This is a genomic window from Achromobacter sp. D10 (genome assembly GCF_035282245.1).
Lineage (GTDB): Bacteria > Pseudomonadota > Gammaproteobacteria > Burkholderiales > Burkholderiaceae_B > Achromobacter > Achromobacter insolitus.
Window position 1 is genome coordinate 143,651 of the sequence record NZ_JAYJLE010000001.1, and the last position, 22,507, is coordinate 166,157.

The window sequence follows — 22,507 nt, forward strand, 5'->3', positions numbered from 1 at the left end:
CGGGCGTCAAGGCATATTGAACGCCTTGGTGAAGAAATCCCGGACGCCGAAGTTTCCGGACTTCAGCGCGATGCTGACATCGCCCTGCGCCGCCGGCGCGTAGCCCGAGCACCAGGGCACGCCCGGATCGATCTGTTCGCCGATGGCCATCTGTTCCAGTCCCAGCGCCTGCACCACGGCGCCGGAAGTCTCGCCGCCCGCGACGATCAACTGGCGTACGCCGCGTTCGACCAACCCGACTGAAATGCGCGCGATGGCGGCCTCGATCAGCGATCCAGCGCGCTCGACGCCCAGCGCGCCCTGGGCCTGCTTCACCTGATCGGGCTGCGCGGTCGAATAGACCAGCACGGGCCCGTCCAGCATGCGCGACTCGGCCCAGGCCAGCGCCTCGCCCACGACGTCCTCACCCGCCGCCAGGCGCAACGGATCCAGCGCCAATGCCGGGCGTCCGCTTTCGATGAACGCGGCGACCTGCCCGTTGGTGGCCGCGGAGCAACTGCCGGCCACCACCGCCTGCAGCCCCGGGGTTCGTGGCAGGCTCGCGGTCTGGCCGGCGGACAAGCCCCAATTGGCCGGCAGGCCGATGGCCACGCCCGAACCCGCCGTCACCAAAGGCATGCCGCGCAAGGCCGGTCCCAGCACCAGCAGATCCTCGTTGGACACGGCGTCCACGATGGCGATCTCGATGCCCTGGGACGCCAGTTCCTGCATGCGCGCGCGGATCGCGTCGCTGCCGCGCGCGACGACGCTGTAGTCGACCAGCCCGACCTTGCGCGAGGTCTGCGCGGACAGCACCCGGACCAGGTTGGGATCGGTCATGGGCGTCAGCGGGTGGTGCTGCATGCCAGATTCGTTCAGCAACACATCGCCCGCAAACAGATAGCCCTTGAATACGGTGCGCTTGTTATCCGGAAACGCTGGCGTCGCGATGGTAAAGGCCGTGCCCAGCCGCGACATGAGCGCGTCGGTAACGGGGCCGATGTTGCCTTGCGGCGTGCTGTCGAAGGTGGAGCAATACTTGAAATAGATCTGCTCGGCACCCTGCGCCTGCAGCCATTCCAGCGCCGCCAGCGACTGCGCCACGGCTTCGGCGGCGGGCAAGGTACGGGTTTTCAGTGCCACGACCACCGCGTCCGCGTCCCCGCGCAGCGGCGTTCCAGGCACGCCGATGGTCTGCACGGCGCGCATGCCGGCGCGCACCAGATTGTTGGCCAGGTCGGTGGCGCCGGTGAAATCGTCGGCGATACACCCCAGTTTGATGCTCATTTCGCCTCCGGCAGGGAAATACCCGGGAAAATCTTGATCACCGCGCTGTCGTCCTCGCGGCCATGCCCGGCCGTGGAGGCCTGCATGAACATCTGATGCGCGGTCGACGCCAGCGGCAGGGGAAACTTGGTATGCCGGGCGGTGTCCAGCACCAGGCCCAGGTCCTTCACGAATATGTCCACCGCCGACAATGGCGTGTAATCACCCGCCAGGACGTGGGCCATGCGGTTTTCGAACATCCAGCTATTGCCCGCGCTGTGCGTGATCACTTCGTACAGCGCATCGGCGTCCACGCCTTCGCGCAGGCCCAGCGCCATGGCTTCCGCCGCGGCCGCGATGTGCACGCCCGCCAGCAACTGGTTGATGATCTTGACCTTGCTGCCCGCGCCCGCGCGGTCACCCAGGCGATAGACCTTGCCGGCCATCGAATCCAGAACGGCGCCGCAGGCCTCGTAGGCGGCCGGCCGGGCCGCGGTCATCATGGTCATCTGACCAGAGGCAGCTTTGGCCGCGCCGCCGGAAATGGGAGCGTCCACATACAGGATGCCCTGCTCCGCCAGCCGCGCTTCCAGCGCGATCGACCAGTTGGGATCCACGGTGGAACACATCACGAATACGGCGCCCGGGCGTAGCGAGGCGGCGATGCCTGCATCGCCGTACAGCACCGCTTCGGTCTGTTCCGCATTGACGACCACGCTGATGACGATGTCGCAGGCGGCGGCCATGTCGGCCAGCGTGGTGCACGCCACCCCGCCCTCAGCGGCAAAGGCGGCGGCGACGCCGGGCCTGATGTCGTAGGCGTGCACCTCGTGGCCAGCGCGGCGCAGGCTTTGCGCAATGCCGGCGCCCATTGCGCCCAGGCCGATGACGCCGACGCGGCGCGGGGTAGTTTGCGGATGGCTCATGGTTACATCGTCCATAGAAAAACTGGGAAGCAGGACGTCGCGCACTCAGCGCGGCAGGTCGTCGGCGATGTAGGCACGGATGATCTCGGCGAAGTCGCCGTCACCCTTCAGGCCCAGCCGGGTCGCGCGGGCCGTGTCCCACCGGCCCGGCCAGCTACCCACGATGCGCTCGACGCGTTCGTCCGCCTGCCATGTGATGCGATCGGCGACCTCGTCGCCGGCCACCTCGCGCAAGGCCTGCACCATCTCGGCCACGGTGACGGACACGCCCGGCAGATTGATGGGAGCGCGGTCGGCCACCGCTTGCGCCGGCAGTTCGCAGCCGGCAATCAGTGCCTGGATGGCGCCGCGCGGGGACAGCAGCCACAGGCGCGTGTCAGCGCCGACCGGGCACACCGCGGCCTCGCCGTTGAGGGGCTCGCGGATGATGCCGCTGGCGAACGACGAGGCCGCCGCATTCGGGCGGCCGGGACGCACGCTGATGGTGGGCAAGCGCAGCACGCGGCCGTCGACAAAGCCGCGGCGCGTGTAGTCGGCCAGCAACAATTCGGCGATCGCCTTTTGCGTGCCATAGGACGACTGGGGATTGAGCGCGGTGTCGTCGCGCACGGTTTCAGGCAAGACGCCGCCGTACACAGCCACCGAGCTGGTGAAAATCGCGCGGGGCTTGTGGCCCAGTGCGCGGCAGGTTTCCAGCAACGCCCGCGACGCGTCCAGGTTGATCCGCATGCCCAGGTCGAAGTCCGCCTCGGCCTGGCCGCTGACGATGGCGGCCAGATGGAAGATCGCGCGCGTATCCGTGCCTATGGCTTGCCGCAGCACGGCGGGGTCGGCGATATCGCCCACGATGGAACGCACGCGGGGGTCCGCCAGCGCGTCGGTCTTGGCGACGTCCAGCAGGTCGATCTGTGTAATCGCCTGTGGCGCGCCGTCCAGCGAGAGGGAGCCTTGTTCCAGCAACTTGCGGGCCAGGCGCTGGCCCAGGAATCCGGCGCCGCCGGTGATCAGGATTTTCATGGTGGAATGCTCAGTGATTGGCAAGATAGGGTTGGGCCCAGCCCAGACCCGCGGACGTGCCGGCCCTGGGACGGTACTCGCAGCCGATCCAGCCCGTATAGCCGAGCGCGTCGATGCGCTCGAACAGGTAGGGATAGTTCAGCTCGCCCAGGTCGGGTTCGTGCCGGTCGGGCACCCCAGCGATCTGGATGTGGCCGATGCCGGCGATATCGCGCTGCAGCTTCATCGCGATATCGCCTTCGACGATCTGGCAGTGGTAGATATCGAACTGCACCTTCAGGTTGTCCGCGCCGACCTCGGCGCAGATGGCCTGGGCCTCATCCTGGCGGTTCAGGAAGAAGCCGGGAATGTCGCGCGTGTTGATGGGTTCAATCACGACGGTGACCCCGGCCGACGCCGCCGCGCGCGCAGCCGATGCCAGGTTCTTGAGGTAGACCTCGCGGTGCGCCGAGCGGTCCTGTTCCGGGCGGATCAGGCCCGCCATCACATGCAGCTTGCGGTTGCCGAGCACCGCGGCGTACTCCAGCGCCTGGTCGAAGCCGCGCTCGAATTCGCCTTCACGGCCCGGCAGGGAAGCAATGCCGCGTTCGCCGGCGGCCCAATCTCCGGGCGGCGCATTGAACAGGGCCTGCTCCAGGCCACTGCCATCCAGTCGCGACTTGAGCTCGGCGGCGGTGAACTCGTACGGAAACAGAAACTCCACTCCGGTGAAGCCATCCCCTGCCGCCGCCTTGAAGCGGTCCAGGAAGGGGTGCTCGGTGTACATCATGGTGAGGTTGGCGGCCAGGCGTGGCATTGCAATTCCTTGTGAACGAAAACGGCGCGTCAGCGATTGACCAGCTTGGCCGGCGTAAACCAGACCGCGATGGCGCCAACGACCAGCACGCCCGCCAACACGTACATGCCGGACGCGGTGGAACTGGTCAGATCCTTGAGATAGCCGATCATGTAGGGGCTGGCGAAGCCCGCCAGATTACCTACCGAGTTGACGATGGCGATACCCGCAGCCGCTGCGGTGCCCGACAGGAAGGCCGTCGGCAGCGACCAGAACAGGGGCGCGCAGGTCAACACGCCAGCGGCCGCCATCGACAGAAAGACCAGCGATACGACGGTGTTGTCGGCGAAGGACGCCGCGACGGAAAAGCCCACGGCGCCAAGCAGCGCCGGCACGATCAAGTGCCAGCGGCGCTCGCGGCGCTTGTCGGCGGAATGGCCCAGCAGGTTCATCACGACAATGGCGCAGATGAACGGGATGGCGCTGAGCAGGCCGATGTTGAAGGCGCCGGTGACACCAGTGGATTTGATCAGGGTAGGCATCCAGAACGTCAGGCCGTACTGGCCCGCGACAAAGGCGAAGTAGATCAGGCACATCCACCACACGCGCTTGTCGGCGAACACCGCGCGCACCGAATGCTTTTGCGTGCCGGTCTGCTTCTGGTCCTGTTCGATTTCCCGGGTCAGTATCTGCTTCTCTTCGGCGGTAAGCCATTTGGCGCTGGCGATGCCGTTGTCCAGGTACATGATGGTCACCACGCCGATGACCAAGGCGGGAATGGCTTCGATCAGGAACATCCATTGCCAGCCCTGCAGGCCGTGCGTGCCATGAAACGCTTCCATGATCCAGCCGGACAGCGGATTGCCGAAAATCCCGGCCACGGGGATGGCTGACATGAACAGCGCGATGATCTTGGCGCGGCGATGAGCCGGATACCAGTAGGTCAGGTACAGGATCACGCCCGGATAGAAGCCGGCTTCGGCCAGGCCCAGCAGAAAACGCAGGATGTAGAAGCCGGTGGGCGTTTCGACGAACATGAAGAGACCCGACAGAATCCCCCACGTAATCATGATGCGGGCGATCCAGATGCGCGCGCCCAGCTTGTGCATGAACAGGTTGCTGGGCACTTCGAAGAGGAAGTAACCGATGAAGAAAACACCGGCGCCCAGGCCGAACACGGTTTCGCTGAAGCCCAGATCTTGCGACATCTGCAGCTTGGCAAAGCCGACGTTCACCCGATCGAGGTAGGCGATCACGTAGCAAAGCATGAGAAACGGCACGAGCCGCCAGAACACTTTGGCGTAGGCCCGCGCGGTTTCGCGGGAATCTGCCTGCTTCGGCGGCACGGGCTGCGCGCCGAGCGTGGTTTCCATCGGGGGCATGCAAGTCTCCAAGAGGATGCGCCTTTCCAGTCCGCAGGCAAGCGGCGGGAGGGCTTTCTGAATAAATGGATCAGTAACGCGCGCCGAAGACGGCACGCAATTCTTCGATGGCCTCGGGCCCGAGCGGCTCGGGGCGGGGATCGCTCATCAGCCACAGCCGCGCGGTTTCTTCCAGTTCTTCGAGCGCATAAGAGGCATGCGACACCGAGCGCTCCCACACGACGGGACCCAGTCGTTCGAACAGCGCGCCGCGCACCTGCGCCGCGACAGCGGCCACCTCGGCCGCGGCTTGCGCGTCTCCTGGGCGGCGATAGCCGATCAGCGGAATCCGGCCCACCTTCATGACCTGGTATGGGGTGATGGGCGGCAGCACCTCGTCCTGTCGCCACACGCCCGCCAGCGTCAGCGCGACCAGGTGGGTGGAATGCGTATGGACCACGCCGCGCGACTCGGGGCTGGCGCGATAGATGCCCTGGTGCAGCACCAGGGTCTTGGAGGGCTTGGCGCCAGATACCCAGTTGCCGGCCAGATCGACCTTGGCCAAGTCAGCGGGATCCAGGCGTCCGAGGCAGGCGTCCGTTGGCGTGATCAGCCAGCCGTCGTCCAGCCTGGCGCTGATGTTGCCGGCCGCGCCGACGGTATAGCCGCGGTTGTACAAGCTGGCGCCGACGGTGCAGATTTCTTCGCGGATGCGGGTTTCGTCAGTCATGGAAAGCCCCTGGGAGGCAGGGGCGGACTTGCGGTACAGACGGCTGCGGGGCCAGCATGATGACGTGTCTCTTGAGTTCAAGTTATCGGGTCATCATACAAATTTGAGGTGCACAGGAACATAGGGTAAACCCGTTATTCGTGTAACAAGAATGAAGCGTTCAGGCGGTGTCGCCCTCTGGCCGACACGCGGCTGCCGGGCGTATCCAGGCCATCGTCGCCAGCGCCAGCAAGCCCAGCAGCGAGGGATACAGCATGCTGAGGTTGCGCATTTCGCCTGGCGAGCAAAACAGCAGGAACAACGGGAGGTTGATGGATAAGGCCAGCAATGCATGCCGGCGCATGGTTCGCGGCAGGCGCGCCCAGCCGCAGACGGCAATACCCGTGCATGCCAGCAGGCTGACGATTCCGAAGCCGCGCGGCAGCAGCACGCCGTAGGTGCTCTCCGTACGCAGCCAATTGCCCGGGGCGACGTAGAAGCGCAAGTTGTCCCACAACTGGAAGTCCACCGTCGAACCCGGATTCCCCGTAAACCGCATACGCAGGGCCAGATAGACGCAACCGCACACGAAGACCAGGCCCGCCGCCAGCGCCGTCGCCTGCGCGCGCGAGAGATTGCGCCGCAGCAACGGATACAGGGCGGGGGCAAAGAAGAAAAACGCCTCTTTGTTCCAGGTGGCCACGCCCGCCAATAGCAGCAGGGCGATCAGCCGCAGCGGCTTGCCTGGGGACGCGCCCATTGCCAGCAGCATGGCGCTCATCATGAAGAGCAATTCAAAGAAGTCGTAGAAATAGCCCCCTTCGGTCAGGAAGAACGGCAGCATCAGCGCGACTGCGGCCGGCGCGAGCGTCGCGGCCACCGCGTCCGCCCCCACCGCCAGGCATACCCGCCGCATGACGAACAGCGCTGCCAGGAGCGCGAAGAACGTCAGGTAGTAAACGAGGTGATAGCGCAAGGTAAAGGCCGGCACCAGCGCTTCGGACGCTGGGTAACGCATCGCCAGCCCCGAACGGCTGTTCAGCCTGCGAGGTTCCGCGAGGCGCTCGGAAAGGCGCGCAACGGTCGCCGGCGGCAGCAAGTTCTGGATGCCATTGGCTAGTGCGGGCACGAACTGCCGATACACGTACGGACGATGCGCCGTTCCCTCCACCATCTGCGACAAGCCGAATGACGGGTGTCCATCGCCCAGTCTCCACTTTGTGTAGAAGCCATTGATGACAGCGGCCGCAATGACGACGTAGGCACAGGACAATAGAAACCCGCGGTAGGCCGGACTATCGAAAAACTGTCTCATGGAATGCTCTGGCGCCTATTTCGACATCAGGAAGACGCCGACGGCGATGCAGGACGCGCCGGCCATGCGCATTACGGAAATGGACTCGGCACCGGACAGAAGGCCGTAGCCAAACACGCCAACGATGGCGCATGCGACCATCAGCGGGTAGGCCTGGGCCAGGTCCAGCTGGCGCAGCGCGAGCGCGTAGAAGCCAAAACCCAGGCCATAGGCGCCGACGGCCATCACGTAAGGCAATGTCTGCGCCAGGAGCGAAGCCGACGCCGCACTCGAGGAGCCCGACCCCGCCACCTTGAGCGCCGCGCTCGCGGCCACGCTGCAGGCCCCGCTGAGAATCAGCCAAAGATATGCCACCGTCAGGTTCCCACGAGCAGGAGCACCACCACTGCCCAGGCCGCGACCGCGATGCGTATCTGGTTGTCGGCCAGCAGGTCGCGGCCCGGCTCCTCGCCCGAGCCGCCGTTGTACAGCAGATGCAGGTAGCGGAAGACGCCAAACGTCACGATCGGGAGCGTAAGGACGAAATGCGCGGTGCCATGCAACGCCGCGGTCTCGGGGTCGACCGAATACAGGCCGTAAGTGAGCAGGCTGGCGCCGGCCGTGATGGCCACCAGATTGTCCAGCAGTTGCGGGCTGTAATGACGCAGCACGATACGCGTGCTGCCCTGCATGGCGAGGGCGCCACCTGGCAACGCGACGATTTCCGCGCGCCGCTTGGCGAAGCCCAGGAACAAGGTCAGCATGAAACTGCACAAGAGCATCCAACGGGATGGCGTGATGCCTACCGCATAGGTGCCACAGGCCAGCCGCAGCATGAAGCCGGCGGCGATACAGAACACGTCGACCAGGACCTTGTGCTTCAGGCGCAGCGTGTAGGCGATGTTCAAAAGCAGATAGGCGGCCACCGCCAGCGCCACTGGCCATTGCCCGCAAGCCAGCGGCAGTCCCAGCGCCGCGCCTGCCAACACCGCGATCAGGGCGCGCGCGGTCGGCAGCCCGACCTGCCCGCTGGCGATGGGGCGATGACGCTTGGTGGGATGGGCGGCGTCGGCGGCGCAATCGTGATAGTCGTTCAACGCATAAATCGCGCTGGAGGCCAGGCAGAATGCCACGAATCCCAGGCCGACACCGAATACCAGTTCGGAGTCCGTCCACCCGTGGCCAAAAATCAATCCCATCAGCACGAAGGCGTTCTTCAGCCATTGCTGCGGACGCAGCAGCGCAAGGACGGCGCTCATGGCTTGACCGCCTGGCCGCGATACCAGGCGTGCTGGGCGGCATCGATCATCCATTGGTCGCCGCGGCTGTCACCATAGGCGTACAGCTCATACCGTTCCGGGGGACCGAATCGCTCGATCAGGCGGCGCATTTTTTCGGCCCCCCAGCAATTCGGTCCGTCGAAGTCGCCCGAGAGCCTCCCCTTTTCGTCCACTGTCATCCGGGTGCAGATCAGGTCATCGAAGCACAGATGCCGCGAGACCGCTTCCAGGTAGATGTCCGGCGAGGCGCTCACCAGGACGCAATGGTCGCCACGCTGCTGATGCCAGCGCAGCCGCTCCACCAGCGCGCGGCGCAAGGGAATGGCGGGCACCCATGCGCGCGCGATGCGAGCCAGTTCGGAATGCGAGCGGCCCTTGAGGGCACCTCGGCAAAGCGCCGCCTTGGCCTCCTCATTGCTGCGCATGCGCAGCACAAACCCGGCCAGCGCGGGCGCGGCGCACAGTAGCGCCGCAAGCAGCCTGCCCCACGAAAGATGGGCCAGGAAGGGAATGAGGGTGTCGCGATGGGTCAGGGTGCCGTCGAAGTCGAAGGCCGCGATGACATTTGCAGGAACGGGAAACTGGGATGGGGAGGGCATACTGCTTTGGCTGCGCAAGCCGGTCGCGCTGGACTGAGCAGACTATGCCAGGAAAGCATAGACATCCGGCAAGCAGGGCACGCTTTATCGGACGCACGCCCATCTTGCAGACTGAAAGCCAGCCCTATCCCATGTGTGCCGGCGGTCAGTTGACCGTAATGCCGGCCTCCTTAATCAGCGTGGCAAAGCGCGGCACATCGCGAGCAATGAGCGCCTGAAAGGCGGCGGCCCCCTGCTCCTTTTCTCCGGGCGCCTGGGCGGCGAGCTTGCCCAGCGACTCGCGCACGCCCGGATTTTTCAGCGCCGCCGCCAACGCCTGCTCCAGTCGGGCAACCACCTCGGGCGGAGTAGCGGCGGGCGCTGCAATGCCGTTCCATACGCTCATGTTGAAGTCGGGCACGCCCGCCTCCGCAAAGGTGGGCACGTCGGGAATCTGTGGCAACCGGCTCGCGCTGGCCACCGCCAGGGCGGTAACGCGCTTGCCCTCGTGGATAGGAATCATCGTGACCGTCTGGTCGATGACGGCATCAACCGTGCCGGCCATCAGGTCGCTGATCGCGGGTCCCGCTCCCCGGTATGGGATCTGCATGCCTTGCGTTCCGGTGACGTGCAGGAAGTAGGCCGCCGCGATGTGATTGGTCGAGCCCGAACCAGCATTGCCGAAGTTCACGTCCTTGCCTTGCTTGCGCAAGCGCTCGACGAAGTCGGACAGCTTGGTAATGCCGCTGGCCTTGCTGACGGAAAGCACCATGGGCACGGTAGCCACCAGTCCGATCGCGGTCATATCGCGGCGCGGGTCGAACTTGCTGGCGGGGTAGAGCGACGGCGCAATTGCCAGCGACCCCATATTGCCGAAAGTGATGGTGTAGCCATCCGGCGCGGCGCGCACGACGCGCTGGTTGCCAATCATGGTGCCTCCTCCGCCCTGGTTTTCGACCACGACGGGCTGCCCCAGATTCTCGCCCATGGCCTGCGCCACAATGCGAGCGAGGCCGTCCGTGGAACCGCCGGGCGCATAGGGCACCACCATCGAGATAGCGCGGGTGGGGTAGGTCTGCGCACCCGCCAGGGCGCTGAACACGAACAGGCAGGCGCCAGCGGACGCCAGTAAGGTCTTTCTCATGGTTTTGCTCCTCGGTTTTCATTTGCGCCGGCAACAGCCGGCCCTCCGCCTTGTTCCGGCGGATACTTGTGCTTCGTTGGCATGGGAGCGGCACGGGCGTATCGCCCGGCCGCGGCTTTGGTCAGTCCTTGGGCTTGGCGCCCAGCTCCACGCCGGCCAGTTGCTCGGACAGGCGCGCGACGGCGGTGTGGTCCTGCCCCTTGCCCAGCGTCTTGCCGGCCGAGGCCCACAACTCGCGGCAAAGCGAGGCGAACGGCGTGGGCGTGCCGGTATCGGTTGCGATGCCCAGCGCGATACCCAAGTCCTTGACCATCAAGTCCAGGCCGAACCCGGAATTGAATTGGCGCGACAGCACGAATTGCTTGAACTTTTTCTGGGTGGAGTTGTTCATGCCGGTCGACGCGTTGAGCACGTCGACGATCACGTTCGGATCCAGGCCGAACTGCTGTCCGATCAGCATCGCCTCGACGCCGATCAGGAAGCCGCCCGCGGACACCAGGTTGTTCAAGGCCTTCATGGCGTGGGCGCTGCCCACCTCGCCCACCGCCGTGATCGACGTGCCCATGCTGGACAGCGCCGGGCGAACGCGCTCCAGCGTCGCCGCGGGGCCGCCGTACATGATGGCCAGCTCGCCCGTACGGGCGCGCGGCACTCCGCCTGACACCGGCGCGTCGACCATGACGCCGCCTGCCGCGGCCACGGCCTGCGCCAGGCGCTGCGTGTGCGCCGGCACGCCGGAACTCATGTCCACGACGACGCTATCCGGGCGCAGACCCGCCAGCACGCCTTGCTCACCGTTGAGCACCTGCTCGACGATCGCACTGGTGGGCAGCATCGTGAAGATAATGTCCGACTGTGCTGCCAGTTCGGCGCAGGTAACGGCGGCCTGGCCGCCTACTTCCTGCGCGAACTTCGCGGCCTGGCCCGGCACGGCGTCAAACACCGTGACTGAAAAGCCGGCCTGCACCAGGCGGGCGGCCATCGGCCAACCCATGCTGCCGATGCCGATCAGGCCCACGCGCTCTTGCGGGGCGCTCATGCCTTGGACTCCTTGAAGGCGCCCTCTTCTTCCAGCACCTGGTTGGCGACCTTGAACGCATCCAGCCCTGCCGGGATGCCGCAATAGACCGTGGCCTGCAGCAGGATTTCCTTGATTTCCTCGACCGTCACGCCATTGTTCAGCGCGCCCTTGACGTGCAGCTTGATCTCGGCGGGACGGTTCAGCGCCGTCAGCATGGCCAGGTTGAGCATGCTGCGCGTCTTCTTTTCCAGGCCCGGGCGGCCCCAGGTGTAGCCCCAGCACCATTCGGTGGTGATGTGCTGGAAGGCCATCATGAATTCGTTGGCGCGGGCCAGGGAGCCGTCCACGTATTCGGTGCCCAGCACCTCGCGGCGCAGGTTCAGGCCTTGGTCGAACAGGGCCTGGGTTTCGGATTTGATGTCTGCCATGAGTTCCTCTTTTCGTGGTGGTGTGGCGGGCGGCGGATCAGGCGTCTGCCCAATCTGTTTTGTCTGATTGTCAGTCAATTATCCAAACATCGTCAATAGTCAGATTGTCAGACAATCTTCTTGACTGCTTAAAATTTGAGCACAATAATGTGCCGCAGAGCGCAGGGCCGGCAGCCTTGCGCCGCACACGAAAAAGCCAGGAGACAGACATGACAAAACCCCAACAGGCCATGCGGCCCGGGCGCAGGGAATTCGTCGCTGGATTGGGCGCAGCCGCGCTGGCAGCCAGCTTGCCCGGACGGGCGCTGGCCGCGCCGTCGGAAATCAACGTGGGCGTGATCTTGCCGCTGTCGGGCGCCAACGCCCAATTCGGCATCAACTCGCGCCAGGGGCTGGAGCTTGCCGCCGACGAGATCAACGCGGCCGGCGGCATCAAGGCCATGGGCGGCGCCAAGCTCAAGCTCATCATCGCCGACGCTACCTCCCAACCCACCACCGCGGCGACGGTGGCGCAGCGGCTGATCACGCAGAACCGCTGCGTCGCCATCATTGGCGCCTACGCGTCGTCCTTGACGCTGGCGGTATCGGAAGTGACCGAGCGTCGCGGCATTCCCCTGCTCACCATGTCGTTCTCCGACGTGCTCACCGAGCGCGGCTTCAAGCACATCTTCCAGGTGGTTTCCAAAGGTTCGGTGTTGGGCCGCGCGCAATACGACTACGCCGCCTCGGTCGTGGCGGGCGCCTCGGACATCAAGAAAATCGCCTTGCTGTACGAAGACACGGCCTACGGCACCTCGCAGGCAGTCGGCGTGCGCAATGCCGCAAAGGCGGCAGGCACGCAGATCGTGCTGGACGAGGCCTATCCCTTGGGCATCACCGACGTCACCCCGCTGATCAGCAAGCTGCGGGGATCGGACGCCCAGATCGTCTTTCCCATCTCTTACCTGAACGACAGCCTGCTGATCATCCGCGTCATGCGGCAACAGCGCCTGACCGTGCCCATCGTGGGCGGAGCGGCGGGCTATGTCATTCCCGATTTCGCCAAGGCACTCGGCCAGTACTCGGAAGCCGTGCTGTCGATCGCCCCGGCCAACTACGACCAGGCGCCCGAATACACCGAACGCTACCGCAAGCGCTTCGGCACCTTCATGCCGCACGAGGCGCTGGAACATGCCGTATGCGCGGGCGTGCTGGCCCAGGCCTTGGAAGTCGCCGCCTCCGATAAGCCGGAAGCTGTCTCCCAGGCCTTGCGAGCGAAAAAGTACGACCAGGGCTGGGCAGGCGTGATGTCGGGCGGTGGCGTGCACTTCGATGCCAATGGCCTGAACACCATGGCGCAACCCATCATGGTCCAGTGGCAGAAGGGCGAACTGGTGTCGGTCTGGCCACAGGCGCTGGCCAAGGGCCGCATCATCACGGCCTCCTGAGCCCCGGGCGCGGAGAACAGTCATGCAATTCCTGCAGGCACTGGTGGACGGCATTCTGCTGGGCGGGGTCTACGCGGTCATCTCCATCGGGCTCACGCTCGTCTTCGGGGTGGTGTCCATCGTCAACTTCGCCCAGGCCGAATTCCTGATGGTGGGCATGTTCGTGGCGTATTTCGCCTGGAAACTGCTCGGTCTGGACCCGCTGCTGGGGTCGCTGCTGTCGTTCGCGGTGGCCTTCGTGCTGGGCGTACTGACGCAGAAGTACCTGATCAACCGGGTACTGAAGGCGCCGGCGGTGGCGCAGATTTTCCTGACGGTGGGCCTGCTCATCGTCATGGAGAATCTGGCCTTGATCCTCTTCGGCTCCGAGTTCCGCTCGGTGCAGACGCCCTACCAGATGACGGCGCTGGCCGTGGGACCCATCCTGCTCAGCGCGCCCTACCTGCTGGCTTTCGCGGTCGCGTCCGTGGCCGGGCTGGCGCTTTGGTGGGTGCTGAAGAAAACCTGGTGGGGCATGGCGGTGCGCGCCACCGCCCAGGATCCCATGGCCGCCAGGCTGTCCGGCATCTCCACGCACCGCGTGCATCAGTTGGCGTTCGGGCTGGGCGTGGGCATGACGGCGCTGGGCGGCGGCATCATCCTGCCCTACCTGACCGCCTCCACCACCGTCGGCGCGCAGTTCAGCGTGCTGATGTTCACCGCCGTAGTGTTGGGCGGGCTGGGCAGCGTGATAGGCGCGGTGGTGGGCGGCGTGGCGGTCGGCGTGATCCAGTCGCTGTCCTCGCTGGTACTGCCGATGCAACTTCAGAACCTGGCGTTGTTCGCCATCTTCATCCTGGTGCTGGCCGTGCGCCCGGAAGGTCTTTTGAAAAGGGCGGGCTGATGGCCAAGAACCGACAACTCCTGCTGTGGGCGCTGCCGCTGGCGGCCGCCCTTATCGTGCCATGGCTGATGGAAGACCAGGGCTACGGCATCCGGGTCCTGACGCTGGTGCTGCTGTTCGCGGCCATGGGTCAGTCGTGGAATATCGTGGGTGGCCTGGCCAACCAGATCTCGCTGGGGCACGCGGCCTTCTTCGGGCTGGGCGCCTATACGTCGACGCTGCTGCTGATGCGCTACGGCATTTCGCCCTGGCTGGGTATCGTCGCCGCCATGGCGGTAGCCGCGGTTGCGGGCGCATTGCTCAGCCTGCCCACCATGCGCCTGCGCGGACACTATTTCGCGCTGGCCACGCTGGCCTTCGGCGAGGTGCTGCGCGCAATCGCCAACACCTGGGCCTCCGTGACGGGCGGGCCGGTAGGCGTCTCGATTCCGTTCTCGGAAGGCCTGGCCCAGATGCAGTTCAAATCCAGCATCCCCTACTACTACCTGATGCTGGGGGCCGCGGTCATCACGTCGGTGGTCTTTGCGCTGATCAGCCATTCGCGCCTGGGCTACCGCCTGCGCGCGGTCAAGGCCAATCCGCAGGCGGCCGAGGTGATCGGCGTGGACACCGCCCGTACCCGCATCCTTGCCGCCGTCATCTCCGCCGCGCTCATGGGCGCCTGCGGCACGCTGTACGCGCAGTTCATCTATTTCTTCGATCCGGACACGGTCTTCTCGCTGGTCGGCGTCTCGGTGCGCGTGGCGCTGATCTGCATCATCGGCGGCGTGGGCACCGTGGCCGGCCCGCTGATCGGTGCGCTGGTCATCATCCCGCTGGAAGAAGTGTTCAACGACTGGCTGTCTGGCCACACGGCGGGCGTATCGCAGCTGGCTTTCGGGCTGATCCTCATCGCCATCATCCTGATCGAGCCGCGCGGCCTGTCGGCGCTGTGGACCCGGTTGCGCAACCTGACGCGAGGCCAACATGCCTGACATCCTAAAGGTGTCCAACATCCAGCGCCGCTTCGGGGGCCTGAAGGCCGTGGACGACGTGTCGTTCAATGTGGCCCGCGGAGACATCCTCGGCCTCATCGGCCCCAACGGGGCGGGCAAGACCACACTGTTCAACCTGCTGGTCGGGCTGTACCGCGGCAACGGCGGCCGCATCGAACTGGAGGGACGCGACATCAGCGGCCTGCGGCCCCACCAGATCGCGGCGCTGGGCATGACCAAGACCTTCCAGAACGTGGCACTGTTCCCCGAAATGACGGTGCTGGACAACGTGCTGGTCGGCGGATTGCTGCGCCATGACGTGAGCCGCGCCCGGGCGCTTGCGCTCGACAACCTGGACCGCGTCGGCCTGTCCAGCATCGCGCGCAAGCCGGCCGGCGAGCTTTCGTTTCCGGAACAGGCGCGCGTGGAGCTGGCGCGCGCGCTGTGCACCGACCCCAAGGTCTTCCTGCTGGACGAGGTGATGGCGGCGCTGAATGAATCCGAGATGGACGCCCTGCTGGACCTGATCCGCACCCTGCGCGACGAATCGGGCATCACCTTCATCGTGGTGGAACACCATATGCGCGCCATCATGCGCCTGTGCAACCGGATTCTGGTGCTGTCGTTCGGCCAGAAGATCGCAGAGGGCAGCCCGGCGCAGATCGCGGCCGATCCCACGGTAATCGAGGTCTACCTGGGCAAATCGCTGGAACAGCTGGAGGTGCCGGCATGAGCCTGTTGCAGATCCAGGGGCTGACCGCCGCCTACGACCGCAGTCCGGTGCTGCGCGACATCACGCTGGACGTGCCCGCAGGCGGCTTCATCGCCGTGGTCGGCGCCAACACGGCCGGCAAGAGCACGCTGCTGCGCTGCATCTCCGGCCTGCTGGACAAGGTCGGCGGCAGCGTCAAGTTCGACGGACAGGAGATCCTGCGCCTGCCCCCGCATCGCATCCCCGAACTGGGTATCGCCCACGTGCCGGAGGGTCGCCATGTCTTTCCGGAAATGACGGTCGAAGAGAATCTTTACCTGGGCGGCTATACCCGCCGCCGCGACATGGCGGGGATCAAGCGCGGCTGCGACAGGATCTACGCGCTGTTCCCGCGGCTGCGCGAACGACGCCGCCAGCAGGCCGGCACGCTGTCGGGTGGCGAGCAGCAGATGGTGGCCTTTGGCCGCGCGCTGATGCTGGAACCCCGGCTGTTGCTGCTGGACGAGCCCAGCCATGGCCTGGCGCCCAAGATCGTCGAAGAAATGCACCAGGCGATGATAGACATCCATCGCAGCGGCCTGACCATATTGCTGGTGGAGCAGAACACGCGCCTGGCGCTATCGGTGGCGGAGTACGCCTACGTGCTCCAGTCGGGTTCCCTGGTGCTGTCCGGGCCCAGCGCCGAATTGCTGGAAGACAGCCGCGTGCGCGCGGCCTACCTCGGGCTGTAACCATGGCCCGCCGACGGGATATATTGCGTCTTTACGTAGACACGGCGGTTCGCCGCGGCGCGGCGATGAGCCGGCGCCAGCGCGCGGGCTTGCCGCCAGCATAAGCGAGAGACAGCCATGGCCACCCCGACAGGCGCGGTATTCGAGAAACCCGGCACCCTGCGCACCCGCGTAGAGGAATTCCTGCGCACATCCATCATGGACGGGCGGATCAAGGGCGGGGAACGCCTGCGCGAACAGGAACTGTGCGATCAACTCAGCATCAGCCGCAGCACGCTGCGCGAGGCGCTGCGCACCCTGGAAGCCGAACGCCTGATTTCCATCGAGCCGCACCGTGGCCCCACGGTGGTGCGCATCACGGAAAAAGCCGCCCGCGACCTCTATGCGTTACGCGCCCTGCTTGAGGGCTTTGCCGCGCATGAATTCGCCAGGCTTGCGAGCGATGCCGACGTGGAGCGCCTGCGCAAGGCGGTCGACGCCCTGCACCGCCAGGCCAAGGGCAACAACAAATCGGCCCTGCTGGCGGCCAAGCGCGACTTCTACGACGTGTTGCTAAGCGGCTGTGACAACGACCTGATCAAGGACATGCTTCCGGGCCTGCTGTCGCGGATCAATCTGCTGCGCGCCACCTCCTTCGCGCGCGCCGACCGGCTGCCGGAAAGCATGGCTGAAATCGACCTGATCTTCGAGCGCATCCGGGCTCGGGATCCGCAAGGCGCGCAAAGCGCGGCGCAAAGCCACATCGTGAACGCGGAACGCACTGCGCTCGAAGTGCTCAAGCGCCAGCAACAGGAGACATCCGACAGTGAAGGCGATCGCCCAGAAACTAAAGGCCGGGGCAGCCCTGGCTCAGCAGGATAGCGAATTCATCCTGGCCGCCCGCGGCCTGCCCTGCGCCATCTGGCTGCAGGCGGGGCCCGGGCCGGAGGAAAGGATAGCGGTGTGGGCCGGCCAACCCGCCGCCCCCTCGCAATGCATCGTCGTCAGCGCGCCGCCCGACACGTGGCACAAGTTGCTCAACGACACCCCGCCCCCCGGCTACCACTCCTTTACCGCAGCCCGTCGCCAGGCGCAGGGCCTGCGCATCAGCGGCGATGCACTGGCCATCGCGCAGGCCCTGCACGCGCTGGAGCGGCTGTTCGAGATCCTTCGCGGCCAGCTCGCCGCGGCGCCCGAACTGCTGGACCGCAGCCCGATTTCCGGCGCCTACGCCACGATAGACATCGGGCCTTCCCAGACCTCCCTCTACTATGAAACCAGCGGGCTCGACGCCGGGCCGCCGCTGTTGATGCTGCACACGGCCGGCGCGGACTCCCGCCAGTACCATGCACTGATGGCCGACCCCGGGTTGCGCGAGCAATGGCGCATGATCGCATTCGATATGCCTGGCCACGGACGCAGCATGCCGCTGCCCGGCCAGGCCTGGACCGAAGCCGGCCTCACCCGCGACGCCTATCTCCAGACCTGCCTGGCGGTGATCCGCCAGGTCGCGCGCGCGCCAGCGGCATTGCTGGGCTGTTCGATGGGCGCGGCGATGGCGCTGCTGGTCGCGGCGCGCAGCCCCGCCGACGTGACCGGCGTCGTCGCGCTGGAGGCGCCCTACAGGGCGGCCGGACGCCGCACTCCCATGCTTTGCCATCCCCAGGTGAACCAGGCGGCGCACAACCCCGCCTACGTGCGCGGTCTGATGGGGCCGGCCGCCACCTTGCAGGCCCGCCGCGAAGCGGCCTGGATCTACTCGCAGGGCGGTTTCAACGTCTACGCCAACGATCTCTGGTTCTATAGCGAAGACTTCGACGCCGCCACGCACCTGGCTGGCCTGAACGCCGACGCCTTCGGCATATCGCTGCTGACCGGCGCGTACGACTATTCAGCCAGCCCCGAGGATTCCCGCCGGGTGGCCGCCCTGATTCCGGGTGCGCGCTTTCAGGCCATGCCGGACCTGGGACACTTCCCCATGGTAGAGAACCCTCGACGCCTGCTGGAGTATCTGCGGCCCGAACTGGACCACCTGCGCACAACCGGAGCCATCGCATGACGCTGCCCGATTATGAAATCTATGCCCTGCGCTACGCCACGGTGGCGCGCCGGAAAAGCCAGAACTTCATCACCCCACCGGATCCGCATGACGGCCCGATGCCGATGGACTATTTCGTCTGGGTCATACGCAACGGCACGCGCGTCTACCTCGTCGACACGGGATTCAACGAGGACGCCGCCCGCGCGCGCGGCCGCGAGTTCCTGCGTTGCCCGATCGAGGCCCTGGCGAAACTGGGCATCTCGCCCGCCGACATCCGCGACATCATCGTCACGCATCTGCACTACGATCACGCCGGCAATATCCGCAAGCTGCCGCAGGCCCGGCTGCATCTACAGGAAAGCGAACTGCACTATGCCTGCGGTTGCAACATGCGTTTCGACATGCTGCGCCACGCCTATGCCGTGGAGGACGTGATCGACGTGGTGCGAGGCGTCTATGACAAGCGAGTGGCCTTCTACCACGGCCACGACGAGATCGCGCCCGGCCTGCAGCTGCTGCACATCGGCGGCCATACCCGCGGACTGCAGGCCGTGCGCGTGCACACCGCCCGCGGCTGGATGGTGCTGGCCTCGGATGCCAGCCACTACTACGACAATATGGAACGGGACGCGCCCTTCCCCATCGTCGACAACGTGGCCGACATGCTGGCGGGCTACGAGATCTTGCTGAAATTCGCGGAATCTCCCGACCACATCGTGCCCGGACACGATCCGCTGGTCAGGATGCGATATCCCGCCCTGGCCGGCGCGGACACCGACGTGGTGGCGCTGCACCTGGACAAGGGCGCCCGTTCCTGAGAGCAGCGACGCTTTGCGGCGTCACAATCCCAACGGCCGGATCGCCTCGTCCACTTCCTCGGCCGACAGATCCTGCACGATCAGGACCATGGCGCCTGCCTGCGCCGCGCCTTGCGGCACGGCGACGGGTTCGGGCGTGGCGAAGACATGCCGCACCCCGTGCACGGCGCGCAGGGTTCCATCCATCCAGCGCAACAGGCCTTTGGCGCGCAGCAGGCGATCGCCGACCTGCCTCTGCATATGCCGGGTCCAGCGCGCGTAATCCTCCCAGCCCACCGGACGGCCTTGCGGGTAGGCGTAGGACACGATGCCGTAGCGCAGCACGTGCGCGAGCGGACCCGCGACCGGCGGCGCGCCCGCCTGCAGGATGGCCGCGTCCAGGTGTTCGGCGCGCAATCCATCGAACAGCGCCGGCGCGTCCTCGCCCACGGTATCGGGCGACACCCGGCGGATTTCCGCGCTGGCGTTGTAGCCGCGCAGCGTGGCCAGCAGCGTTTGGATGGCTGCCTCATCGGCCAGATCGACCTTGGTCAGCGCAATACGGTCGGCAATGGCGACCTGGGTGCTGGCTTCGCGGTATGCGTCCAGCGTGGAGGCGCCGTGCAGCGCATCCGCCGTCGCCACCACGCCGCCGAAACGGTAATGACGGGCGATCAGCGGGTCTGCCGACAGCGTGTTGATCACCGGACAGGGGTCTGCCAAGCCGGATGTCTCCACCACGACGCGGGTGTATGGCGGAATTTCCCCTCGCTGGCGCCGGTAATAAAGCGATTCCAGCGTGTCCTGCAACGAACTGGTGGCCGCGCAACACAGGCAGCCCGAATCCAACAGCACCACGTCCGTGTCATCGGCCTTGCCCACCAGCATATGGTCAAGGCCGATCTCGCCGAACTCATTGATGACCACGGCCGTGTCGGCAAAGCGCGGGCTGCGCACCAGGCGGGACAGCAGCGTGGTCTTGCCGCTGCCCAGGAATCCCGTCAGCAGATAGACCGGCAATGGCTCGGCGGCAACCGGCATGGCGTTGCTCAGCCCTGGTTGGCGGCGTCGGGCGCCGGCAGGTTGCGCAGGTAATCCTGCACTTCACGCGACGGAATCACGTCCGCGTACTTGCAATTAAGGTCGAACAGGCTCATCGCATGGCTGGCCTGGAAACGGTCGAACGCCGCCTCTTCGGGAATGATGACCTTGAAGTTGTACGAGTATGCGTCCACCGTCGTGGCCCGCAGGCATCCCGAGGATGTGCACCCCACCAGTATCAGCGTGTCCACATCAAGGAAGTTCAGGTGGCTCATGAAGATGGTGCCGAAGAAGCACGACGGCTTCTGCTTGGTGATGCGGATGTCCTGCGGACGCGGCGCCAGAGGCTCCACGGTCTGGGTGGCATGGGTGTTGGCCAGCACGGTCTTTTCGCCGCCACGGTGGTTCTTGCCCACCTGCACGCCGCTATCCAGCAAATCGGCGCGGCGGCCGCTTTCGGTGTAGAAAACAGGAATGTTCTTGTCGCGCGCCAGTTCCAGCAGCGGGACGATGTGCGCCACCGCGTCCCAGGCCTCGCGGCCGCAGTGGGTACGGTACTGCTTCAGGCCTTCCAGGATGTCCTGGGGCGTATCGCCGCAGAAGTTGTATTGAACGTCGATGATGAACAGAGCCGGACGCTTGCCGAAGCCGCCGCGCTTGCCATAGCCGGCTTGCGCCAGGACCTGCTTGTCGCGCTCGGTCAGAAAGTCGTCCCAGATTCGCTTGGTTTCGCTCATGGTAATGCCTGCCAGAAAAAGAGTGGGTTCAGTTCAAAGACGCTTGAGGTAGCGGCCGCCAGGATTGCTGCGCGCCGCATCGGTGATGCGGCCGTCCAGTGCCACGGTGCGGCCGCGCACCAAAGTGCGCACGGGCCAGCCCTTCAGGGTCATGCCCTCGTAGGGCGAATAATCGGAATTCGACTCCAGCGTGGCGGGATCGACAGTGCGCTCCAGGTCCGGGTCGACCAGCACCAGGTCGGCGTCCTTGCCGATCTCGATGCTGCCCTTGCCGGGCATGCGATAGATGCGCGCGGAGTTCTCGGCGGCAACCTTCATCAGGATTTCCAGCGGCACGCCGCGGCGGTGATAGCCCTCATGCAGCAGGATCGGCAACATCAGGCCGGTTCCCGGAAAGCCGTTGCTGGCGGCCCAGATGTCCGTATCCTTGGTGGCGCGCTTGCGCGGCACGTGGTCGGTGCCTATGGTGGTGATGGACCCGTCCAGCACGCCTTCCCACATGGCGTCCACATCGCTTTGCCCACGCACCGGCGGGTTGACCTTGGCGTAGGTGCCGGCGGGCGACTCGTCGTTCAAAAACAGGTAGTGCGGGCAGGTCTCGACGTAGATGGGCGGTGCATCCGCCGTACGGCGATGGCGCCGCGCCTCGTCCAGCGCTTCGCGGCTGCTCAGGTGCACGATATTGACCGCAGCGCCCGTCTTCGCCGCGAAATAGCAAACGCGGTGCACGTTTTCGGCTTCCAGGAAGTCCGGGCTTTGTTCGTTCCAGGCCTTCAGATCGTCGCGGCCCGCCGCGCGTAGCGGATCCCTCAGCACCGGAATCACCTCGACGTTCTCGCAGTGCACCCCCATGATGGCGCCTGGAATCGCGGCGGTGGCGCGCAGCGCCGAATACAGCAGGCCGTCGTCGATATCCGTAAAGCCCTTGGACAGCCCCGCCGCGCCCTTGTACATCATGTAGAGCTTGTACGAATTCACGTTGAAGCGCCGCGAGATCTCCTCCAGCGTTTCCACGTGCAGATTGCTGGTGATGCCGAAGTGAAAGCCGAAGTCCACGCAGCTTTGCGACAAAGCGCGGTCGCGCACCTTTTCGAAGGAATCCCGGATGTCCGCCGAGCGATGGAACGACAGTACGGTAGTGGTGCCGCCCAACGCGGCGAAGCGCGATTCCGTTTCGAAGTCCGTTTCGGGCGAGCCGAAGCCGAAATGCACGTGCGGATCTATCAGCCCCGGCAGCACCCACAGCCCTTGGCAGTCTATGGTTTCGCGGGCCTCTAGTGGCGTGCCTGGCTCGGCAATGATCGCGATGCGGCCGTCAATGACGCCGAGCACGCCTTCGGTCAGTCCCTGCTGCGGCAAATACAGTCTTGCATTGGTGAGTAACAGATCCAGCATGATGTCTTGTTT

24 protein-coding genes are annotated in these 22,507 nt (G+C 65.6%); 8 read left to right on the top strand and 16 right to left on the bottom strand.

The genetic code is table 11. The features are described from left to right. Positions 1 to 6: 6 nt before the first annotated feature. The 13 genes from otnK to VCS63_RS00720 form a co-directional block, all read right to left on the bottom strand. The gene (otnK, locus tag VCS63_RS00660; RefSeq protein ID WP_063641363.1) at positions 7 to 1,266 is read right to left on the bottom strand and encodes a 3-oxo-tetronate kinase; all 1,260 of its coding nucleotides are present in this window, start codon (positions 1,264 to 1,266) and stop codon (positions 7 to 9) included. Next, positions 1,263 to 2,171 carry an L-threonate dehydrogenase gene (ltnD, locus tag VCS63_RS00665; protein ID WP_063641564.1) on the bottom strand — a complete coding sequence of 303 codons (909 nt, stop codon included), beginning with the start codon at positions 2,169 to 2,171 and terminating at the stop codon, positions 1,263 to 1,265. The genes otnK and ltnD overlap by 4 nt, the downstream gene beginning before the upstream one ends. A 45-nt stretch (positions 2,172 to 2,216) precedes the next feature. Then, positions 2,217 to 3,188: a D-erythronate dehydrogenase gene (denD, locus tag VCS63_RS00670; protein ID WP_112966709.1), complete on the bottom strand. Its 972-nt coding sequence runs from the start codon at positions 3,186 to 3,188 to the stop codon at positions 2,217 to 2,219. A 10-nt stretch (positions 3,189 to 3,198) separates the two neighbouring features. Next, complete coding sequence (gene otnI / locus VCS63_RS00675) at positions 3,199 to 3,984, bottom strand: 2-oxo-tetronate isomerase (protein WP_042796194.1); 786 nt, start codon at positions 3,982 to 3,984, stop codon at positions 3,199 to 3,201. Positions 3,985 to 4,013: 29 nt separating this feature from the next. Next, positions 4,014 to 5,336: an MFS transporter gene (locus VCS63_RS00680; RefSeq protein WP_042796192.1), complete on the bottom strand. Its 1,323-nt coding sequence runs from the start codon at positions 5,334 to 5,336 to the stop codon at positions 4,014 to 4,016. Between the two features lie 79 nt (positions 5,337 to 5,415). Next, positions 5,416 to 6,054 carry an aldolase gene (locus VCS63_RS00685; RefSeq protein WP_112966710.1) on the bottom strand — a complete coding sequence of 213 codons (639 nt, stop codon included), beginning with the start codon at positions 6,052 to 6,054 and terminating at the stop codon, positions 5,416 to 5,418. Between the two features lie 160 nt (positions 6,055 to 6,214). Then, positions 6,215 to 7,348, bottom strand: coding sequence for a hypothetical protein (locus VCS63_RS00690; protein WP_323878013.1), 1,134 nt, complete (start codon positions 7,346 to 7,348; stop codon positions 6,215 to 6,217). A gap of 15 nt (positions 7,349 to 7,363) precedes the next feature. Next, positions 7,364 to 7,702, bottom strand: a complete 339-nt coding sequence (locus VCS63_RS00695) for a DMT family transporter (RefSeq protein WP_063960213.1) — start codon at positions 7,700 to 7,702, stop codon at positions 7,364 to 7,366. Between the two features lie 2 nt (positions 7,703 to 7,704). Then, on the bottom strand, positions 7,705 to 8,586 hold the full coding sequence (locus VCS63_RS00700) for a decaprenyl-phosphate phosphoribosyltransferase (protein WP_042796188.1): 882 nt from the start codon (positions 8,584 to 8,586) through the stop codon (positions 7,705 to 7,707). Beyond that, positions 8,583 to 9,206, bottom strand: coding sequence for an HAD-IB family hydrolase (locus VCS63_RS00705; RefSeq protein ID WP_063960212.1), 624 nt, complete (start codon positions 9,204 to 9,206; stop codon positions 8,583 to 8,585). The genes VCS63_RS00700 and VCS63_RS00705 overlap by 4 nt, the downstream gene beginning before the upstream one ends. A 145-nt stretch (positions 9,207 to 9,351) precedes the next feature. Beyond that, positions 9,352 to 10,329 (bottom strand): tripartite tricarboxylate transporter substrate binding protein, encoded by a 978-nt coding sequence (locus VCS63_RS00710; RefSeq protein WP_323878014.1) that lies wholly within the window; start codon positions 10,327 to 10,329, stop codon positions 9,352 to 9,354. 121 nt (positions 10,330 to 10,450) lie between these two features. After that, positions 10,451 to 11,368 carry an NAD(P)-dependent oxidoreductase gene (locus tag VCS63_RS00715; RefSeq protein WP_042796186.1) on the bottom strand — a complete coding sequence of 306 codons (918 nt, stop codon included), beginning with the start codon at positions 11,366 to 11,368 and terminating at the stop codon, positions 10,451 to 10,453. Beyond that, positions 11,365 to 11,778, bottom strand: a complete 414-nt coding sequence (locus tag VCS63_RS00720) for a carboxymuconolactone decarboxylase family protein (protein WP_042796185.1) — start codon at positions 11,776 to 11,778, stop codon at positions 11,365 to 11,367. The genes VCS63_RS00715 and VCS63_RS00720 overlap by 4 nt, the downstream gene beginning before the upstream one ends. A 209-nt stretch (positions 11,779 to 11,987) precedes the next feature. On the opposite strand from VCS63_RS00720, the gene VCS63_RS00725 reads away from it, so the two are divergent. The 8 genes from VCS63_RS00725 (at position 11,988) to VCS63_RS00760 (ending at position 19,343) form a co-directional block, all read left to right on the top strand. Then, positions 11,988 to 13,205 (top strand): ABC transporter substrate-binding protein, encoded by a 1,218-nt coding sequence (locus VCS63_RS00725; protein WP_042796184.1) that lies wholly within the window; start codon positions 11,988 to 11,990, stop codon positions 13,203 to 13,205. Positions 13,206 to 13,227: 22 nt separating this feature from the next. Next, entirely contained in the window at positions 13,228 to 14,088 is an 861-nt protein-coding gene (locus VCS63_RS00730) for a branched-chain amino acid ABC transporter permease (RefSeq protein WP_042796183.1), read from the top strand. Beyond that, positions 14,088 to 15,062, top strand: coding sequence for a branched-chain amino acid ABC transporter permease (locus VCS63_RS00735; RefSeq protein WP_042796182.1), 975 nt, complete (start codon positions 14,088 to 14,090; stop codon positions 15,060 to 15,062). The genes VCS63_RS00730 and VCS63_RS00735 overlap by 1 nt, the downstream gene beginning before the upstream one ends. Beyond that, positions 15,055 to 15,795 (top strand): ABC transporter ATP-binding protein, encoded by a 741-nt coding sequence (locus tag VCS63_RS00740; RefSeq protein WP_112966715.1) that lies wholly within the window; start codon positions 15,055 to 15,057, stop codon positions 15,793 to 15,795. The genes VCS63_RS00735 and VCS63_RS00740 overlap by 8 nt, the downstream gene beginning before the upstream one ends. After that, complete coding sequence (locus tag VCS63_RS00745) at positions 15,792 to 16,505, top strand: ABC transporter ATP-binding protein (RefSeq protein WP_042796180.1); 714 nt, start codon at positions 15,792 to 15,794, stop codon at positions 16,503 to 16,505. Before VCS63_RS00740 ends, VCS63_RS00745 begins: the two co-directional genes overlap by 4 nt. 117 nt (positions 16,506 to 16,622) lie before the next feature. Then, the gene (locus VCS63_RS00750) at positions 16,623 to 17,366 is read left to right on the top strand and encodes a GntR family transcriptional regulator (RefSeq protein WP_042796179.1); all 744 of its coding nucleotides are present in this window, start codon (positions 16,623 to 16,625) and stop codon (positions 17,364 to 17,366) included. Next, positions 17,311 to 18,543: an alpha/beta hydrolase gene (locus VCS63_RS00755; protein ID WP_323878019.1), complete on the top strand. Its 1,233-nt coding sequence runs from the start codon at positions 17,311 to 17,313 to the stop codon at positions 18,541 to 18,543. The genes VCS63_RS00750 and VCS63_RS00755 overlap by 56 nt, the downstream gene beginning before the upstream one ends. Further along, positions 18,540 to 19,343, top strand: coding sequence for an N-acyl homoserine lactonase family protein (locus tag VCS63_RS00760; protein ID WP_323878021.1), 804 nt, complete (start codon positions 18,540 to 18,542; stop codon positions 19,341 to 19,343). The genes VCS63_RS00755 and VCS63_RS00760 overlap by 4 nt, the downstream gene beginning before the upstream one ends. Positions 19,344 to 19,364: 21 nt before the next feature. On the opposite strand, the gene VCS63_RS00765 is transcribed toward VCS63_RS00760, so the two are convergent. From VCS63_RS00765 to VCS63_RS00775, 3 genes are read right to left on the bottom strand one after another with little or no spacing between them, the layout of a single operon-like run. Further along, complete coding sequence (locus tag VCS63_RS00765; RefSeq protein WP_323878023.1) at positions 19,365 to 20,363, bottom strand: GTP-binding protein; 999 nt, start codon at positions 20,361 to 20,363, stop codon at positions 19,365 to 19,367. An 8-nt stretch (positions 20,364 to 20,371) separates the two neighbouring features. Continuing rightward, positions 20,372 to 21,100 carry an isochorismatase family protein gene (locus VCS63_RS00770; RefSeq protein ID WP_042796175.1) on the bottom strand — a complete coding sequence of 243 codons (729 nt, stop codon included), beginning with the start codon at positions 21,098 to 21,100 and terminating at the stop codon, positions 20,372 to 20,374. 33 nt (positions 21,101 to 21,133) lie between these two features. Next, positions 21,134 to 22,495, bottom strand: a complete 1,362-nt coding sequence (locus tag VCS63_RS00775) for a dihydroorotase (RefSeq protein ID WP_063641373.1) — start codon at positions 22,493 to 22,495, stop codon at positions 21,134 to 21,136. Positions 22,496 to 22,507 lie beyond the last annotated feature (12 nt).

What these genes read in the sequence shown, in the direction of transcription:
- ltnD (WP_063641564.1), bottom strand. Translation starts at nt 2,171, where the DNA reads ATGAGCCATCCGCAAACTACCCCGCGCCGCGTCGGCGTCATCGGCCTG.
- VCS63_RS00735 (WP_042796182.1), top strand. Translation starts at nt 14,088, where the DNA reads ATGGCCAAGAACCGACAACTCCTGCTGTGGGCGCTGCCGCTGGCGGCC.
- VCS63_RS00685 (WP_112966710.1), bottom strand. Translation starts at nt 6,054, where the DNA reads ATGACTGACGAAACCCGCATCCGCGAAGAAATCTGCACCGTCGGCGCC.
- VCS63_RS00770 (WP_042796175.1), bottom strand. Translation starts at nt 21,100, where the DNA reads ATGAGCGAAACCAAGCGAATCTGGGACGACTTTCTGACCGAGCGCGAC.
- VCS63_RS00690 (WP_323878013.1), bottom strand. Translation starts at nt 7,348, where the DNA reads ATGAGACAGTTTTTCGATAGTCCGGCCTACCGCGGGTTTCTATTGTCC.
- VCS63_RS00775 (WP_063641373.1), bottom strand. Translation starts at nt 22,495, where the DNA reads ATGCTGGATCTGTTACTCACCAATGCAAGACTGTATTTGCCGCAGCAG.
- VCS63_RS00700 (WP_042796188.1), bottom strand. Translation starts at nt 8,586, where the DNA reads ATGAGCGCCGTCCTTGCGCTGCTGCGTCCGCAGCAATGGCTGAAGAAC.
- VCS63_RS00730 (WP_042796183.1), top strand. Translation starts at nt 13,228, where the DNA reads ATGCAATTCCTGCAGGCACTGGTGGACGGCATTCTGCTGGGCGGGGTC.
- VCS63_RS00725 (WP_042796184.1), top strand. Translation starts at nt 11,988, where the DNA reads ATGACAAAACCCCAACAGGCCATGCGGCCCGGGCGCAGGGAATTCGTC.
- denD (WP_112966709.1), bottom strand. Translation starts at nt 3,188, where the DNA reads ATGAAAATCCTGATCACCGGCGGCGCCGGATTCCTGGGCCAGCGCCTG.
- otnK (WP_063641363.1), bottom strand. Translation starts at nt 1,266, where the DNA reads ATGAGCATCAAACTGGGGTGTATCGCCGACGATTTCACCGGCGCCACC.
- VCS63_RS00680 (WP_042796192.1), bottom strand. Translation starts at nt 5,336, where the DNA reads ATGGAAACCACGCTCGGCGCGCAGCCCGTGCCGCCGAAGCAGGCAGAT.
- VCS63_RS00710 (WP_323878014.1), bottom strand. Translation starts at nt 10,329, where the DNA reads ATGAGAAAGACCTTACTGGCGTCCGCTGGCGCCTGCCTGTTCGTGTTC.
- VCS63_RS00745 (WP_042796180.1), top strand. Translation starts at nt 15,792, where the DNA reads ATGAGCCTGTTGCAGATCCAGGGGCTGACCGCCGCCTACGACCGCAGT.
- VCS63_RS00760 (WP_323878021.1), top strand. Translation starts at nt 18,540, where the DNA reads ATGACGCTGCCCGATTATGAAATCTATGCCCTGCGCTACGCCACGGTG.
- VCS63_RS00720 (WP_042796185.1), bottom strand. Translation starts at nt 11,778, where the DNA reads ATGGCAGACATCAAATCCGAAACCCAGGCCCTGTTCGACCAAGGCCTG.
- VCS63_RS00750 (WP_042796179.1), top strand. Translation starts at nt 16,623, where the DNA reads ATGGCCACCCCGACAGGCGCGGTATTCGAGAAACCCGGCACCCTGCGC.
- VCS63_RS00715 (WP_042796186.1), bottom strand. Translation starts at nt 11,368, where the DNA reads ATGAGCGCCCCGCAAGAGCGCGTGGGCCTGATCGGCATCGGCAGCATG.
- VCS63_RS00765 (WP_323878023.1), bottom strand. Translation starts at nt 20,363, where the DNA reads ATGCCGGTTGCCGCCGAGCCATTGCCGGTCTATCTGCTGACGGGATTC.
- otnI (WP_042796194.1), bottom strand. Translation starts at nt 3,984, where the DNA reads ATGCCACGCCTGGCCGCCAACCTCACCATGATGTACACCGAGCACCCC.
- VCS63_RS00740 (WP_112966715.1), top strand. Translation starts at nt 15,055, where the DNA reads ATGCCTGACATCCTAAAGGTGTCCAACATCCAGCGCCGCTTCGGGGGC.
- VCS63_RS00705 (WP_063960212.1), bottom strand. Translation starts at nt 9,206, where the DNA reads ATGCCCTCCCCATCCCAGTTTCCCGTTCCTGCAAATGTCATCGCGGCC.